Source organism: uncultured Photobacterium sp., assembly GCF_947502415.1.
Classification (GTDB): Bacteria; Pseudomonadota; Gammaproteobacteria; order Enterobacterales; family Vibrionaceae; genus Photobacterium.
On sequence record NZ_CANMZV010000012.1, the window covers coordinates 157631 to 173299 of the forward strand.

At 49.4% G+C, this 15669-nt stretch carries 11 protein-coding genes; 10 read left to right on the forward strand and 1 reads right to left on the reverse strand.

The window, feature by feature from the left end; genetic code table 11:
- Positions 1-647: 647 nt before the first annotated feature.
- From Q0852_RS14225 to Q0852_RS14270, 10 genes are all read left to right on the forward strand, one after another.
- Positions 648-2324: an ABC transporter substrate-binding protein gene (locus Q0852_RS14225; protein ID WP_299019008.1), complete on the forward strand. Its 1677-nt coding sequence runs from the start codon at positions 648-650 to the stop codon at positions 2322-2324.
- Positions 2325-2464: 140 nt separating this feature from the next.
- Positions 2465-3451 (forward strand): ABC transporter permease, encoded by a 987-nt coding sequence (locus tag Q0852_RS14230; protein WP_299019010.1) that lies wholly within the window; start codon positions 2465-2467, stop codon positions 3449-3451.
- A 2-nt stretch (positions 3452-3453) separates the two neighbouring features.
- Positions 3454-4479, forward strand: a complete 1026-nt coding sequence (locus Q0852_RS14235) for an ABC transporter permease (RefSeq protein WP_299019012.1) — start codon at positions 3454-3456, stop codon at positions 4477-4479.
- Positions 4479-5450 (forward strand): ABC transporter ATP-binding protein, encoded by a 972-nt coding sequence (locus Q0852_RS14240; protein WP_299019014.1) that lies wholly within the window; start codon positions 4479-4481, stop codon positions 5448-5450. The genes Q0852_RS14235 and Q0852_RS14240 overlap by 1 nt, the downstream gene beginning before the upstream one ends.
- Before the next feature lie 25 nt (positions 5451-5475).
- A complete protein-coding gene (locus Q0852_RS14245; RefSeq protein WP_299019016.1) occupies positions 5476-6471 on the forward strand; it encodes an ABC transporter ATP-binding protein in 996 nt (331 codons plus the stop codon).
- Positions 6472-6482: 11 nt separating this feature from the next.
- The gene (locus tag Q0852_RS14250) at positions 6483-8219 is read left to right on the forward strand and encodes a glycoside hydrolase family 9 protein (RefSeq protein WP_299019018.1); all 1737 of its coding nucleotides are present in this window, start codon (positions 6483-6485) and stop codon (positions 8217-8219) included.
- Positions 8220-8223: 4 nt separating this feature from the next.
- Positions 8224-9114: an N-acetylglucosamine kinase gene (locus Q0852_RS14255; RefSeq protein WP_299019038.1), complete on the forward strand. Its 891-nt coding sequence runs from the start codon at positions 8224-8226 to the stop codon at positions 9112-9114.
- Positions 9111-11075, forward strand: a complete 1965-nt coding sequence (locus Q0852_RS14260; protein ID WP_299019020.1) for a beta-N-acetylhexosaminidase — start codon at positions 9111-9113, stop codon at positions 11073-11075. The genes Q0852_RS14255 and Q0852_RS14260 overlap by 4 nt, the downstream gene beginning before the upstream one ends.
- A gap of 14 nt (positions 11076-11089) precedes the next feature.
- Complete coding sequence (locus Q0852_RS14265) at positions 11090-13495, forward strand: N,N'-diacetylchitobiose phosphorylase (protein ID WP_299019022.1); 2406 nt, start codon at positions 11090-11092, stop codon at positions 13493-13495.
- Between the two features lie 67 nt (positions 13496-13562).
- On the forward strand, positions 13563-14975 hold the full coding sequence (locus Q0852_RS14270) for a phosphoglucomutase/phosphomannomutase family protein (protein WP_299019024.1): 1413 nt from the start codon (positions 13563-13565) through the stop codon (positions 14973-14975).
- 146 nt (positions 14976-15121) lie between these two features.
- On the opposite strand, the gene Q0852_RS14275 is transcribed toward Q0852_RS14270, so the two are convergent.
- Entirely contained in the window at positions 15122-15427 is a 306-nt protein-coding gene (locus Q0852_RS14275; RefSeq protein WP_299019026.1) for an MliC family protein, read from the reverse strand.
- Positions 15428-15669: the final 242 nt, after the last annotated feature.

Below are 15669 nucleotides of genomic sequence, written 5' to 3' on the forward strand. Positions count from 1 at the left end.
ATCTCTTTGCTCTGGTATCGCCCCACACCACCTATAATCCCCTATATCAACCGCTCCTACCCCAATGACATAACGCGGTAAAGCCACTTTTTCAAAAGCAAAATCACTGCTAAAAACAGCCAAAAAAGTCGCTTTTAAATGATAAAATCCTGCTCAAAAACCCTACACATCCGGCATAAAACCCCCAACCTAGGCATTCTATGATAGAAAACTTTAGTTTATGAGAAGCCAATCACAACAAATAAAGGAGCAAAATTTTCCGTTAGGAATTAACTTAATCAATGTTCATTTGTTACATTCCCCACCAACAAAACTAAAAACAAAATCAATTAAATCAACAAGCTACACACAAACAACCACCAACAACCACAATATAATCAAGCCTGGAAAATGTGATATTAAGCACATGAGGCACTTTCCCAATCACGGCAAATTAACGGTTTTGACAGCAGGCCTGAAGAATTTAACGATTTTGACGGGCAGTCAGATTGACGATCTGGTCAATCCGGAGTTTCCTAGAGGCACTTAGAGCCTACAAGGCCATTCGATAAGAGCGCTTAATACACTCTATCGAAGTAGGTTCAAGAGAGCCCCTGCGGGGTATCAATTTCCATAAGTGAAACTATAAGCAAGAGTAAGGAACAGCTATGCTTGCCAAAAAGAAAACCACGTTAGCACTCGCAGTAATTGCTGCAGCAACTACCATGATGACAGCACCTATTGCCTCTGCTGCCGATCAAGTAGAACTAACCATGGTACCTAAGTTCTACCCTACATTTGTACGTAACTTTAACCCATACCTTCAAACTCAGCTGGATACAGTTCAGGACTTCATCTATGAACCTCTGGTTGTCTTCAATGAGCTAAAAGGTAACGAGCCAGTCATGCGTCTGGCAAAAGACTACTACATGTCTGATGACCTGGTGAAAGTCACCTTCGAGCTTCGCAATGGTGTGAAGTGGTCTGACGGCAAACCTTTTACAGCGAAAGACGTAGAATTCACCTATGAACTTCTTAAAAAGCACCCTGAACTTGACCGTACAGGTATCAACGCTCGTCTGAAATCAGTAAAAGCTTCAGGCAACAAAGTCATCTTCTCGCTAACCGAAGCAAACTCCAATGTTCCATACCTAATCTCCGAAGTTTCTGTTGTCGCCAAACACGTCTGGAGCAAAGTAAAAGATCCAACACGCTTCACCAATGAAAACCCTGTCGGTACCGGTCCGTTCACTGAAATCGACACCTTCACACCTCAGCTATACACCCAGTGCCGCAACCCGAATTACTGGGATAACAAAAACCTGGATGTCGATTGTCTGCGACTACCTCAGGTTGCAGGTAACGATCAGTTCCTTGGCCAAGTTTTGAGCGGCCAGTTCGACTGGACATACTCTTTCATTCCTGATGTAGACAGCACCTATGCAGCTGCCAACCCTCATAACAAGTACTGGTACCCTGCGGGTGGTACTCAGGCATTCATGCTGAACTACAAAACGCCGAATGCAGGTAACAACGAAGCCATCAATGACATTGACTTCCGTCGTGCCTTCTCTATGGCTATCGACCGTCAGACAATCATCGACATCGCCTTCTATGGCGGCGGCGTAGTCAATGACTATGCATCCGGTCTGGGTAAGGCATTTGCAGCATGGTCTGACGACAGTGTCTATAACAAGTACAAACCGTACATGACCTACAACGTCAAGAAAGCCAAAGCAATGCTAAAAGCAGCGGGCTTTAAGGACACTAACGGTGACGGTTTTGTCGAAACACCGACAGGTAAGAAGATTAACCTGACAATTCAGTCGCCAAACGGCTGGACAGACTTCAACAATACAGTACAGCTAAGTGTTGAAATGCTGCAGGAAGTTGGTATCCAAGCCAAAGCAAGCACTCCTGACTTCTCGGTCTACAACCAGGCATTCCTGGATGCAACCTACGATGTCGCTTACACCAACTACTTCCACGGTGCTGACCCTTACACTTACTGGGATAGCTCTTACCACTCACGCCTACAGGCAAACGAAGGCATGCCACGCTTTGCCCTGCATTACTGGAAAGATGCTGAGCTAGAAAAGCTACTAGCTGGTTTCTACAAAACTGCAGACCGTGATGAGCAGCTAGAAATCGCCCATGAAATCCAGAAGATCATCGCAGAGAACCAAGTAACGATTCCTGTCATGTCTGGTGCATACACTTCTCAATACAACACCGCACGCTTCTCTGGCTGGTGGAACGAGAAGAATCCGAAGGGCCGTCCAATGCCTATCACCAACACACAAGAGCGCCTGCTACAAGTACTTGACCTAAAACCTAAAGCGTAATTATTACTTAACTTGCGGTGCGCGCATTGCGCACCGCCTCTTCTACCCTCCCCCCATTTATTTAGTTATGGCCACAGGTCAGGGGATGGTGTGTCTTAAATCTGGTCAGAAATACTAACTGGATGATTAAGGTGTGAGTTATGGGATTTTTTCTACGACGTTTGAGTTTCTATCTTATTGCGCTCCTGGTCGCAATAACAATCAACTTTATAATACCCCGGGCAATGCCTGGCGACCCGGTCACCATGATGTTTGCCAATGCCGCGATACAGGTAACGCCTGAGCGAATCGCTGCAATGAAAGAGCTGCTGGGCTTTGTTGATGGCCCTATCTATGAACAATATTTTATCTACCTCAAAGGTATCCTCGCCTGGGATCTGGGGATTTCAATCCAAACCTTCCCGCAAACCGTTAACGATCTGTTGGGCGGCGCTGTCGGCTGGTCGCTGTTCCTTGCAGGTACAGCAGTTATCCTGGCGTTCTGCATTGGCTCCATTCTGGGTATCTTTGCCGCCTGGAACCGCGGCAGCAAATACGACGCATTTATCTCTCCGGGAATGATGGTTGTCCAGGCAGTTCCACCGGTAGTTGTTGCCATGTTGGTGCTATATACCTTTGCCATCGGGACCCAATGGTTCCCATCAACCTATGCCTACACCGCAGGCACGATACCGGACTGGACGAGCTGGGCCTTCTACAAAGACGTACTCTACCACGCAGTATTGCCTCTGTTCTGTGCCACCATCATCCAGATCGGCGGTTTCCTGATCAACATGCGAAACAACATGATCAACCTGCTCAACGAAGACTACATCACCATGGCAAAAGGCAAAGGCCTGAGCGAAAACCGGGTGGTATTCAAATACGCAGCACGTAACGCAATGCTGCCTAGTGTCACCGCACTTTCAATGGCTATAGGGATGGCTATCGGTGGCCAGCTGATCATCGAGATGATTTTTAACTACCCCGGTCTTGGCACGGTATTGCTCAACGCCATCAGAGCCCGAGACTACCAGGTACTTCAGGGTCAGCTTCTTATCATGACTCTATTCATGCTGTTTTTTAACTTCTTGGCTGACATCCTTATCGTGGCACTGGATCCTCGCCTACGTAAGGGAGGGAAATAACAATGAAAGGACTCATTAAACTACTCAGCGGCAATACCAAAGCTCTTGTCGGGTTAATAATTATCGCAGCTTTTCTCTTCGGTGCGCTGTTTGCTCCCTTGCTGACTGAGCACGCCCCGGACAAAAGAACAGGTAACCCGCACGAATACCCGGCCTGGGTGGCAAAATCAGCCCAGAACAACCCCGATGGCTGGATTGCCCAAAACCTGGCTGACAGCCGCCGCACTCTGCTGATGTCTAAAAAAGCGGAGCATACGCTGGGAACAACCCGAATGGGGCGTGATGTCTGGTCTCAGGTTGTCTATGGAGCCCGCACATCACTTGCTGTTGGTTTTGGTGCCGGTTTCATGGTGTGTTTTCTGGCAACAATCATCGGGGTGTCCGCCGGTTATTTCGGTGGGCGGGTCGATAATATTCTCTCAGCTACTATGAACATCATGCTGGTTATTCCCCAGTTCCCGTTATTGTTTGTTATTGCTGCCTTTATCGGTCAGGCAGGGCCTCTCACGATTGCCATCGTAATCGGTATGACCTCCTGGGCCTGGGGCGCCAGAATCGTCAGGGCACAAACCCTATCTCTACGTGAGAAAGAATTCGTCAAAGCGGCTGAAGTGCTGGGCGAATCATCATGGCGCATTATCCTGGTCGAGATCCTACCAAACCTGATCTCCATTGTGGGTGCCAGCTTCATCGGCTCAGTCATGCTTGCCATCATGACCGAAGCAACCCTGTCCTTCCTTGGCCTCGGCGATCCGAACAGCATCAGCTGGGGGGTCATGCTGTACAACGTCCAAACCTCATCTTCTATGTTGGTCGGTGCCTGGTGGGAACTCCTTGCTCCATGTATAGCTCTGACTCTGATTGCCGTCGGCCTTGCACTACTGAACTTTGCCGTCGATGAAATTGCCAACCCGCAGCTACGTTCCCATAAAGGCATGCGCCGTTGGAAAAACCTGGCAAAACAGAACCAACAGCAAACCAAAGCGGTTGTTGAGCCACAACCAGCCCTTCAAGGGGGAAAGAAATAATGAACAACCCACAAATCTCCATTCGCAACCTGTGCGTCGACTACATTACCGATGCCGGTGATGTACGGGCAGTAAACAACGTCAGCTTTGATATCGGCAAGGGCGAAATCTTCGGCCTTGCCGGAGAGTCCGGCTGCGGCAAGTCAACTGTAGCCTTCTCGCTGATGCGCCTGCATAAGCCGCCTGCATTCATTACCGGAGGCGAAGTTATCTTCGACGGCCATGGCGATATTCTCAAATTCAGTGAGCCGCAAATGTGCGCTTTCCGCTGGAGTGAAATATCAATGGTATTCCAGAGCGCGATGAATGCCCTTAATCCGGTGCTGACAATGGAAGAGCAGTTCTGCGATGTCATCATGCGCCATACCAACTTAACCCGCGACCAGGCTGTTCGCCGGGCTGAGGGACTGTTGGAAATCGTCGATATCCATCCAAGCCGATTGCGCGATTACCCGCACCAGTTCTCCGGTGGTATGCGCCAACGCCTGGTTATTGCTATTGCCCTGGCACTGAGTCCGAAGATGATCATCATGGATGAGCCGACCACGGCACTGGATGTCGTCGTGCAGCGTGAAATTCTGCAAAAAATCTATGCCCTGAAGGAAGAGTTCGGCTTCTCAATCCTGTTCATTACCCATGACTTGTCACTGATGGTCGAGTTCTCTGACCGCATCGGCATCATGTATTCCGGTGAGCTGGTCGAAGTCGCACCATCAAAGCAAATCCTGGAAAGCCCATATCACCCCTACACTGACGGTCTGGGCAACTCATTTCCTCCATTAACCGGCCCGAAAACCCGCCTGACAGGGATCCCGGGAAACCCGCTGAACCTGCTTGATGTTCCGCAAGGATGTCGGTTCCAGGCTCGTTGCAGCAAAGCCCACGAAGCTTGCTTCTGCAAGCCGACCAAACTACGTCAGCTAGAGCCGGGGCGTTATTCCAACTGCCACCTTTTCAACAAAAGCAGTTAATAAATAAAACAAATAAGGAGGCACTATGAGCAAGCCAGTTGGACAACCAATTATCGAAGGTAAGCACCTGATTAAAGACTTTCAGGTCAACAGCAACTCTCTGAAAAAACCGATGATGCGGGCAATCAACGACGTATCATTCAAGATGTACAAAAGTCGCGGCCTGTCCGTTGTTGGGGAGTCAGGCTCAGGAAAGTCGACCACCGCAAAAATGATAGCCAAGATGTACCCGCCGACATCAGGACACATTGAATATTACGGGCGCGACATTGCTGATATCACCAGCAGAAATGACGTGATGACTTATCGCCAGGGTGTCCAGATGGTATGGCAGGATCCGTTCGGCTCCCTTAATCCGACCCACACCATCTACCATCACATCGCTCGCCCTTTGCTGATCCACAAAAAAGTATCGGGAAACAACACAAAAGAGCTCGAAGAGATGGTTTACAGCCTCCTGGAGCAGGTTGGACTGATCCCGCCCAAGGAGACAGCGGCCAAGTACCCCCACCAGCTATCCGGAGGCCAGCGCCAGCGCGTTAACCTGGCCCGCAACATTGCAGTTGGTGCCGAAGTTGTACTGGCTGACGAACCAACATCTATGCTGGACGTCTCAATCCGTGCCGGTGTCCTGAACCTGATGGAAGAGATGAAATTCGAGCGAGAGATGGCACTGTTGTATATCACCCATGATATAGCCACAGCCCGCTACATTGCTGAAGATCTGGCCGTCATGTATGTCGGCCACATGGTGGAATGGGGCGATACCGAGGAGATCATCCATAACCCACAGCACCCTTACACTCAGCTTCTGGTTTCGGCGGTGCCAGATCCAAGTAAATCTATTCATGAAAAACTCAAAGGCAACAAAGGTGAAATCCCGTTATGGACGCCGGAGAGCCTTGGGTGTCCGTTTGCAGGCCGCTGTACCCATGCCACAGCAAGATGCCGCGAGCAATTACCAAGTGTCACCCAGCTATCAGATAACCACTTTGTACGTTGTTATCTCTACGAGAAATAAACGGAGGATCAATGCAGCTGTTAACCAACCATATTGGGTATGAGCGTTTCGGTGCCAAGCAGGCTATCTTGCAGGCAGAGCCAAACCTGCCGAACAGCCATGCAGAAGTCATTTGCTGCCGAAATAAACACTCCATAATGCAGCTGCCTATCAAGGCCTGTGGAACGGTTGCACAATGGCACACGGGTTACACCTACTCGATCGATTTCACCGCACTCACAGAGTGCGGTAAATACCGAATCCGAGTCGGAGAAACTCTGTCGGCACCGTTTGTCGTGGCCGAAGGCCTGTTAATGCACCAGACCTTCAGCGATGTCCTGCACTACTTCAAATCGCAACGCTGCGGCGGTATTTTTGATCGTGCCGACCAATATATACCGCTGCTCAACAGCAACGAAAAAATGGATGTCCACGGAGGCTGGTATGACGCCTCCGGCGATGTCAGCAAATACTTAAGTCACCTGTCTTACAGCAACTTCCTCAACCCGCAGCAGACCCCAATGGTGGTCTGGAACATGCTAAAGGCATTCGAAGAGCTGGAAGACGAAGATTCCATTGCTAACTTTACCCGCGTCCGCCTTATGGAAGAGGCTATTCACGGCGCGGATTTTTTACTGCGGATGCAAAGTCCGCAGGGTTATTTTTATGTAACGGTGTTCGACAAGTGGAGTAAGTCCACGGGGCAACGGGAGATTTGTTCATATTCAACCCAGGATGGGATTAAGTCTGACGACTACCAGGCAGGATTCCGTCAGGGGGGCGGTGTCACTATCGCAGCACTCGCCGCAGCATCACGACTGACCCGTAGTCAAACAGCCAGCCAACTGGCTCTGGATGACAACAAGCGCCAGCAAGCCTATCTCAAGTCTGCCGAAACCGGCTACTGGCACCTGATTGAAATGAACATCCAGTACCTCAACGATGGTACGGAAAATATTATTGATGAATATTGTGCCCTTCTGGCTGCAGTTGAGCTCTTTCGGGCAACACATGACAGCCGCTATCTGGAAGGGGCAAGATATTGGGCAGCCCGCCTGGCAAGCCGCCAGCAATCCGATTGCAACCGACAACACTTTTGGTCAGCCAACAGTGACGGTAGCCGCCCTTACTATCACGCAGCTGAAGCCGGATTGCCAGCGATCAGCCTGATGCACTACCTTGCTATCGAGCCTGATGAAGACAAGCAATTGGCAACTCTGGAGGTTGTTGCCAATGCTCTGCAATTTGAGCTTAAAATCACTACCGAGGTCAACAACCCGTTCGGTTACCCCCGTCAGTATATCTGCCCACTCGGAGGCGAAAAGCACAGTGCTTTTTTCATTCCTCACCATAATGAGAGCGGTTACTGGTGGCAGGGCGAAAATGCACGTTTATCCTCACTTGCGGCTATGGCATACCAAGCGCAAAAGCTGGACCTCGACATTCAACTCAAAACCGGCCTGAAAACCTATGCCCACCAGCTCACTGACTGGATTTTAGGGCTAAATCCGTTCGATATGTGCATGCTGGATGGCCACGGCGATAATAATCCTGACTACCTTCCGGATCTGGGCTTTTTCAATGCCAAGGGCGGAGTCTGTAACGGAATAACCTCCGGCTTTGAAAACGAGCAAGATATCGCCTTTAAGCCAATTGAGCACAAAGACGATATGTTGCAAAACTGGCGCTGGGGGGAACAGTGGATCCCTCATGCCGGCTGGTATTTGCTTGCAATAACTTGCCAGTTTAAGGAGAGGCACCTTGGCTAACTCAATCAAATATTATGTTGGAGTTGATGGCGGAGGCACATCCTGCCGCGCCCGGATCTGCAACCGACAAGGCTACATCTTAGGTGAAGCCAAGACAGGCAGTGCCAATATCCTGCTTGGCAGCCAAGTGGCTATGGCCTCAATCCAGGATGCCATCGCAACAGCGGCGGCCCAGGCTCAACTGAGCAACCATGATTATTGTCACATGTCGGTCGGGCTGGCATTGGCCGGAGCCGAGCAAAAACAAGCCTGGTATGACTTTATGGCTCAACCGCATCCCTATGGGGAGCTTACTTTAAATACCGATGCCTACGGTGCCTGTCTGGGTGCGTGGCGCGGAAAAGAAGGGGCAATCCTGATTGCCGGAACAGGTTCTTGCGGCATTCTTCTAAAAGATAACCAGCAACAGGTTATTGGTGGGCGGGAATTCCCGATTTCCGATCAAGGCAGCGGGGCTGTAATGGGGCTACGCCTTATCCAGCAGGTACTGCTCAGTGTTGACGGTATTGTCCCTCACACCACACTGGCGCAGCATGTCATGGCTCACTTCAACCATGATGTCGATGAAATCGTCAGCTGGTCTAAAACCGCCCGGCCACGTGATTACGGCCAGTTTTCACCAGCCATCTTTGCCTATGCCGCAGACGGCGACACTCTGGCGATCGAATTACTGAAACAAACCGCAGCCGACGTAGAAATGTGGCTATCGGCCTTAATCCAGCGAGGTGCCGATCGAATTTGCCTGATGGGCAGTATTGGTGAGCGCATCCAAAACTGGCTGGCACCTCCGTTACAAGCGCGGCTTGCCGAGCCTCAGGGCGATGCCATGGACGGAGCCATTGCAATGGCACAAAAAGGCAACCACAATCTCTACCCGCTTGAGGGGGCACTATGAGTTACCGCCTTGATTTAACAGTCATAAGCAAAAACGAACAGACTTCACGCTTTGCCCTGACCTTGCATAACCTCAGCGATCAGCCTTTAGACAACTGGTCACTGCATTTCTCGATGGATCGCTGGATCCAAGCCGATAGCCTATCGAATGGCCAGTTGCACCAACTTGGCAGTTACTGCACTTTAACCCCAAACCGTGCTGAGGCATTGAACTCTAACTCTCACTTTTATACTGAGTTCACCATTGGCACGAAACCATTCACCTTGTATGACGAGGGTATTCCGGAAGCTTTTTTAAATATCGCCGGAGAAGACGAGTTAATCGTGCCAATCCCGGTAGAAGTCACCACGATTAACTTAGATCAACCGGCCGTCGAACATTTCACGACACCATTGCCGGCAGCCAAGAGTATCAATCTGATCCCAGCTCCTGATTCGCTCACCCGGCTACAAGGAGAATTCCAGCTTACCCAGCATGCTGCAATCACCACACCAACAGAGCAAGCCACAGGCAGTGCGCGTTGGCTGCAGTCTGAACTATACCGGCTCCTGCATGAAGATATTCCGGTTCAGGAACAAGGAAATATCACCTATCAGTATCATGAGGATTTGACTGAAGGTGCTTATCACCTGCTGATAGAACCGGATCATATCTGGCTACAAGCTGGCTCATCATCTGGTTTTGTTCATGCGACAGCATCACTGCTGCAACTGATCCCGACATCACCATCACACCAGGTTCATGCTGCTTATACGCTACCTATGGTTGAAATTCAGGATCAGCCACACTACAGCTACCGCGGTATGATGTTGGACTGCGCCCGTCATTTCCATCCGGTCAAGCGGATCAAGTTCCTGCTCGATCAGTTAGCGCGTTATAAGTTCAATACCTTCCACTGGCACCTGACTGACGACGAGGGCTGGCGGATCGAAATTGATGCCTTTCCGGAGCTGACTAACATTGGAGCCTGGCGTGGCCCGAACGAAGCCATCAAGCCGCAATTCACAACGATCAGTCAACGATACGGCGGCTATTACAGCAAACAAGAAGTCCGGGAACTCATCGACTATGCCAATGTTCGCGGCATCACCATCATTCCGGAAATCGATATCCCGGGACATTGTCGCGCTGCCATCAAATCACTGCCCGATTTGCTAATCGACCCGGACGACCATTCCAAGTACCTCAGCATCCAGGGCTATCCGGATAACATCCTGTCACCGGCACTTCCAGGAACGTACCACTTTATCTCCAAGGTACTGGAAGAAATTTGCGAACTTTTTCCTGCCCCCTACATCCATATCGGTGGCGATGAAGTTCCCCAGGGAGTTTGGAGCGACAGTAAAGCCTGTCAGGCCATGATGACACAACACAGCTATCAGGATCATCGCGAACTACAAGGGCATATCCTGCGCTTTGCCGAAGAGTTTTTACAGGCCAAAGGACGGCGAATGATGGGCTGGGAAGAAGCTACCCTTGGCAACAAACTGAGCAAAAATGCCCTCATCTTTTCCTGGCTGAGTGAGGAGGCAGGTATTACCTGTGCCAAAGCAGGCCATGACGTCATCATGCAGCCAGCCCAGTACACCTACCTCGATCTGGCGCAAGGCTATTCGGCAGATGAACCTGGTGTCGACTGGGCAGGTAAGCTCCCGCTCGATACTGTCTACAGCTACCAACCTTTCTCTGCGCTTGAGCACAACGACCCGGCACACCAGCATATTCTGGGAATCCAGACCGCACTCTGGTGCGAGCTGATCAACAGTCAAAGCCGTTTTGAATTCATGCTCTACCCTCGCCTACTGGCAATTGCAGAACTCTGTTGGAGCCAGCCGAAAAAAAGGAACTGGAAAGACTTCAAGGCCCGGCTGCATGGCCAACTGAAATATCTAGACAAGGCAGGCATTAATTACCGTCACTGTGAACATCCGCTAACCGCAAAGAAAAATTTAAATAATTAAAAGGATTGAAAATAATGAAATACGGTTATTTTGACAATGATAACAGAGAGTATGTAATCACTCGTCCTGATATCCCAGCGCCATGGACCAACTATCTGGGTACCGAAAATTTCTGTACCGTGATTTCACACAATGCGGGTGGATATTCCTTCTACAATTCACCGGAATACAACCGTATTACTAAATTCCGCCCTAACGCAACCTTTGACCGTCCAGGGCACTATGTCTACCTGCGCGATGACATAAGCGGCGATTACTGGTCAATCTCCTGGCAACCTGTCGCGAAAAGTCTTGAAGAAGCCAAATACGAAGTACGCCACGGCCTGTCATATTCGAGATTCAAATGTGAATACAACGGCATCACAGCCCAGAAAACACTATTTGTACCAAAAGGCGAAGATGCTGAAATCTGGGATATTGTACTGAAAAATGACAGTGATCAGCCACGCACCATCTCAACGTTCTCGTTTGTTGAGTTCTCTTTCAGCCATATTCAGTCTGATAACCAGAACCATCAGATGAGCCTGTACTCTTCAGGCACCTCCTACAACGACGGTGTGATCCTGTACGATCTGTACTACAACACATGTGAATACGAAGGTTTCTACTATCTGGCATCCAGCTTCGACCCAGACAGCTACGATGGTCAGCGTGACTCGTTCATTGGCATGTACCGCGACGAAGCAAACCCAGTAGCTGTTGAAAACGGACGCTGCTCAAACCATGTCCAGACTTGCTACAACCAGTGCGGCACACTGCACAAGCAGTTTACCCTGCAGCCTGGCGAAGAAGTACGTTTCAACATCATCTTGGGGATCGGCAAAGATGAAGGTGCCAAACTTCGCGAAAAATACCAGGATTTCACTAAAGTTGATGCTGCATTTGCTGCCATCAAAGAGCACTGGAATTCTCGCTGTAATAAATTCCAGGTGAAATCACCAAACGAAGGCCTTGATACTATGATCAATGCTTGGACGCTGTATCAGGCAGAAACGTGTGTCGTCTGGTCCCGCTTTGCTTCATTCATCGAAGTCGGTGGTCGTACGGGCCTTGGCTACCGTGACACCGCTCAGGACGCGATCTCCGTACCTCACTCCAATGCAGCAATGACCCGCAAGCGCCTGGTTGACCTGCTACGCGGTCAGGTGAAAGCAGGCTACGGCTTGCACCTGTTTGATCCAGATTGGTTCGATCCAGAAAAAGAAGATGTTGCACCATCAAAATCGCCAACAGTCGTCCCAACCCCGTCTGATGAAGATAAAATTCACGGTATCAGAGATACCTGTTCAGACGACCATCTGTGGCTCGTGCCGACAATTTGTAAGTATGTGATGGAAACCGGTGAAGAAAGCTTCTTCGAAGAAATCATTCCATACGCTGATGACGGAGACGCAACTGTCTACGAGCACATGAAGGCAGCACTGAACTTCTCAGCCGAACATGTTGGCCAAACAGGTATTTGTAAAGGACTACGCGCAGACTGGAACGACTGCCTCAATCTGGGTGGCGGTGAATCATCTATGGTCTCTTTCCTTCACTTCTGGGCGCTGCAAGAGTTCATCGAGCTGGCAAAATTCCTTGGTAAAGAGGCTGATGTACAGAAATACACAGAAATGGCAGCCAATGTTCGCGAAGCCTGTGAAACCCACCTTTGGGATGATGAAGGTGGCTGGTATATCCGCGGCCTGACCAAAAACGGCGATAAAATCGGTACAGCACAACAAGAAGAAGGTCGTATCCACCTGGAGTCTAATACTCTGGCCGTACTGTCTGGTCTTGCTTCTCAAGAGCGTGGTGAGAGAGCCATGGATGCGGTTGATGAGAACTTGTTCTCTGAATACGGCCTGCACCTGAATGCACCATCTTTTGCCACTCCAAATGATGACATCGGTTTCGTAACCCGTGTTTACCAGGGCGTGAAAGAAAACGGGGCGATCTTCTCCCACCCAAACCCATGGGCATGGGTAGCTGAAGCGAAACTGGGCCGTGGTGATCGTGCAATGAAGTTCTATGACTCGCTGAACCCATACAACCAAAATGACATCATCGAAAAACGCATTGCTGAACCGTACTCGTACGTGCAATTCATCATGGGCCGCGACCACCAGGATCACGGCCGTGCCAACCACCCATGGCTGACAGGTACATCGGGCTGGGCATACTTTGCCGTAACTAATTTCATTCTAGGTGTTCAAACTGGTTTCTCTGGTCTGAGTGTAGATCCTTGTATCCCAACTGATTGGCCGGAATTTGAAGTTACCAGAGAGTGGCGCGGTGCCACCTTCAACATCAAAGTAGAAAACCCGAATCATGTCAGCAAAGGCGTGAAATCAATCACCTTAAACGGAGAAAGCATTGAAGGCGCTATCCCTGCGCAGGCAGCCGGTTCAGTCAACACCGTAACCGTCGTCATGGGTTAATTTTTTTAGGGGGTGACTTTCACCCCCGTCATTTCGTTATTCGACAGAGAGAAATAGGAGTTCCATCATGATCCAGTTTGGAACCGGAGGCTGGCGAGCCCTGATCGGTGAGGAGTTCACCAAAGCAAATGTACAGCTGGTCGCGCAAGCCGTGGCCAACATCATGCTTCAAGAAAAAGTTACCGAGAATGGTTTTGTGATCGGCTATGATCGTCGTTTTTTATCAGATAAAGCGGCAGCATGGTTCTCAGAAGTACTGGCCGGTAATGGCATTCAGGTCAGCTTTATCGATAAATATGTACCGACCCCTATCGTTATGTTCAAGTCTAAACAGATTGGAGCAACGTACTCAGCCTGTATCACAGCCTCGCATAATCCGGCAGACTACAACGGTATCAAAGTATTTATTGAAGGAGGCCGCGATGCCGATGAGGTGATCACCCAAAAGATCGAAACACAAATATCGACCCTTTCTCAGGATGATATCAAACTCGCCGACTTTGATGATGCCCAAAAAGACAAGTTAATAAAGCTTATCAACCCAATGAATGAATTCGTCGATTCAATCATCAACTTTATCGACGTTGAAGCAATCAAGAAAGCCAACCTACGAGTTCTTATCGACCCCATGTTCGGAGTGGCTAAAAACGCTCTCCAAACAGTACTGATCTCTGGCCGCTGCGATGTCGACGTGATCAATGACAGCCAAAACCCGGCTTTTGGTGGCCTGATGCCATCTCCGAGTGCCGCTACCCTCTATCGCCTGAAGCATATGGTATCCCATGAAGGCTATGACATTGGGATCGGCACCGATGGCGATGCCGATCGGCTGGGTATCATCGACGAGAAAGGTAATTTCATCCACCCAAACGAAGTCTTACTTCTGCTCTACTACTACTTGCTGGAATATAAAGGCTGGAAAGGTTCTGTGGTTCGAAATATCGCCACCACACATCTGCTTGATAAAGTCGCTGAAGCACACAATGAAAAGTGTTTTGAAGTCCCTGTCGGCTTCAAGCATGTCAGCTCGCAGATGGAAGCTGACGACTCACTGATTGGTGGTGAAAGCTCTGGCGGTCTGACTATTCGTGGACACATAAAGGGTAAAGATGGGGTGTTTGCATCAAGCCTATTAGTTGAAATGATCAGCGTCACTGGTAAAAAGCTGTCTGAAATGCTTGATGAAATCTATAACAAATATGGATATGCCTACACTGCAGAAGGTGATTGCAGCTTCAAACCGGCTGAACACCAACGCCTTTACGAAAAAATTTATGTCAACAAGGAACTGCCTGATTTCGGCTATGAGATCGATAAAGTCAGCTATGCTGACGGCGCCAAGGTTTATTTTAAAAACGGCGGCTGGGCTCTAGCCAGATTCTCCGGCACCGAGCCTCTGCTACGCTTATTTGCCGAAATGAAAGACAAAGAGAAAGCAGAAAGCATAATCCGGCAACTAAAAAACTTTCTGCAGCTTTAATCATCCTTTCCAGCGCTTCCTATCACAGCAAACTCAATGTGGTAGGAAGTGTGGAACTCGTGAGTTATTCACGGCATAGCTGTTATATTTCGCAAGCCTCTGGTTTCGGGTTTTCGCGGCAAGGGTAGCCTAGCTACCCTCTTTTCTTATTCTCTTGCAGCACAACCTTCAAGCCTCACCTCATCCCACTCCAACATCGCCTCATCACCTTCAGTGAACAAGTAAGTTGTTCCCTCCAAATCCTGGTATTGTGCCCCAGAAGCAGAGCGTTGCCGTTCTAATGTCCTGGTTTCATTTAGATAAAAGATTACCGCTGATTCTGCGGTCGGATAGGTAATCGTAAAAAACTGCCCTTGCTGACAGTCATAAGTAATTTCAACTGGAAAGTAGCTCTGATCGACAGTACATGCAGCAAGCATCCCTATGCTCACTGCCAAGTATATCTTTTTCACCGTTATATCCCTCATCTGGTTCTCTCTCCGATAAGTCTAGCAATAAGAACAGAGTTCAGAATGTAATGATGAACAGGAGCCGAGAATGATGTTGGAATGACTGACTAACCAACTGAACTACCGCTTCACTTAGACCAATACCAAAATTGCAAACGTAAAAAGCCCCGTCATTTCTGACGAGGCTTCTTAATAAGTGGCGGAGCGGACGGGACTTTCCATACCGAACATCAGCGCGTCCCCCT

Coding starts and splice junctions, on each gene's coding strand:
- Q0852_RS14235 (WP_299019012.1), top strand. CDS start 3,454: ATGAAAGGACTCATTAAACTACTCAGCGGCAATACCAAAGCTCTTGTC.
- Q0852_RS14240 (WP_299019014.1), top strand. CDS start 4,479: ATGAACAACCCACAAATCTCCATTCGCAACCTGTGCGTCGACTACATT.
- Q0852_RS14245 (WP_299019016.1), top strand. CDS start 5,476: ATGAGCAAGCCAGTTGGACAACCAATTATCGAAGGTAAGCACCTGATT.
- Q0852_RS14265 (WP_299019022.1), top strand. CDS start 11,090: ATGAAATACGGTTATTTTGACAATGATAACAGAGAGTATGTAATCACT.
- Q0852_RS14225 (WP_299019008.1), top strand. CDS start 648: ATGCTTGCCAAAAAGAAAACCACGTTAGCACTCGCAGTAATTGCTGCA.
- Q0852_RS14230 (WP_299019010.1), top strand. CDS start 2,465: ATGGGATTTTTTCTACGACGTTTGAGTTTCTATCTTATTGCGCTCCTG.
- Q0852_RS14270 (WP_299019024.1), top strand. CDS start 13,563: ATGATCCAGTTTGGAACCGGAGGCTGGCGAGCCCTGATCGGTGAGGAG.
- Q0852_RS14250 (WP_299019018.1), top strand. CDS start 6,483: ATGCAGCTGTTAACCAACCATATTGGGTATGAGCGTTTCGGTGCCAAG.
- Q0852_RS14260 (WP_299019020.1), top strand. CDS start 9,111: ATGAGTTACCGCCTTGATTTAACAGTCATAAGCAAAAACGAACAGACT.